Genomic DNA, 1,519 nt, shown 5'->3' on the forward strand with positions numbered 1-1,519 from the left:
GGTGATAAAGTCCGCGTTGATTTCGACATGGTAACAACAGCTTACGATGTCCCTGCTGGCCACAAAGTCGTCATGGCGATTGATACAAAAGATCCTTATTACAAGTCACCAACTAGTGCAGACTTTTACTTAGACTTCCAATACAAAACGTCTGAGCAAAACACTGTCACGATCCCAACTCTTTAATAAGCTGCTTTAAAGAGCGAAAGGCAGAGTAAAGACTCTGCTTTTTTTATTTGTTATCAATTCAGGAAAAATTCTGAGAAAGTTTCCACAGTCAGAATTAGACCAAAGTGTTAGATTGAAAACTCAGTAAATGATGTAAGCATAATGACGCAATATACTCGATCACCTGGTTTAGCACTGGAGCAATGTAGGCTGCTACTTCGTTATGGTCTTAAGAAAGGCTTAATGCATGAGCAGTGCCTAGAAAACTCAAAACTAAACATCGAAGACTTTGATACCGTCTCCTGTGAGCCAAGCATAGAACAAGAGCGAATTATCATTCTTAATCTATGCAATCATATCAACGAAACGCCTGCACGCATTGGCTATGCCATCGGTTTAAAGGTAGGCCTACCGAGCTTTGGATTAATCGGCCAAGCAATGGCTAGCAGCGCGAGTCTCAAGCACGCGCTTGATATTGCTCTTCGTTATAGCCAAGAAGTATTTCATTTCACCAACATCAATTATCATGTTAAGAACGACAATTTCGATTTACAATGGGAAATAGCTCATGCAGAGGATGAAGAGCTAAAAGACTTCTACATTTCTAGAGATTTTGGCGCTTGCTTAACAATCATGCGCTCATCAGGTCATAACATTCCGATCAAGAAGCTGAGCACGAGCTTAAGTGATGAAGTCTTAAGTAAAGAAATCGTCGAGGAATTGTCTTGCGATGTAAATGTGGAATCGAAGGTAATGTCAATTACTGTCGATGAAAAGCTACTTCATCTACCTATGCCACTGTTAAATGCGCAAGCCAGTCAAACACTAGAGTCTCTCTGCTATACACAAATTGCTCTCCCCAACACAAATGAGAAAATGAGTCTGAGTGAGAAGATAGGGCAATTACTGAGACAACATCAATACATTCTGACACGCGATGATGCTGCGAACGCATTATGCGTCTCTTCACGCACACTTGCTCGCCACCTTCTTAACGAAAAAACTACTTGGCGAACATTAGTTGCAACCCAGCGTATCGCAGAAGCCAAGCATCTACTTTCACACAGTGATGACAGTATCGAGTTAATTTCAGAAAAAGTAGGATTCAGCTCAAGCAGCGCTTTCTCTTTAGCGTTTAAAAGGGCATGCGCAAAAACGCCGAGCGAATATAGAAAGCACTATTCGATTCAAGCAAAAACTAAGACTGCCTAAAAGCTAAGCTTATTTGGAAGATGGAAGTGCGTAAGCAGACTCTTCTAATGGGCGCTTTAAGACCTGACTATAGAAGAACTCGAGCGCCTGACGCGCTTGATTAAGACGAGCTCGCGAAGGAGACAGACGACGCGTCACG

General features: G+C 42.1%; 1 protein-coding gene and 1 pseudogene. Both read left to right on the plus strand.

Going from position 1 to position 1,519, the window contains the following annotated elements; genetic code table 11:
- Positions 1-186, plus strand: a pseudogene (locus A3738_RS31540) (acyl esterase); the annotation flags it as partial.
- A gap of 144 nt (positions 187-330) precedes the next feature.
- Complete coding sequence (locus A3738_RS25465) at positions 331-1,380, plus strand: AraC family transcriptional regulator (protein ID WP_082869200.1); 1,050 nt, start codon at positions 331-333, stop codon at positions 1,378-1,380.
- Positions 1,381-1,519: the final 139 nt, after the last annotated feature.

The sequence above is a fragment of the Oleiphilus sp. HI0066 genome (assembly GCF_001635725.1).

What these genes read in the sequence shown, in the direction of transcription:
- A3738_RS25465 (WP_082869200.1), top strand. Translation starts at nt 331, where the DNA reads ATGACGCAATATACTCGATCACCTGGTTTAGCACTGGAGCAATGTAGG.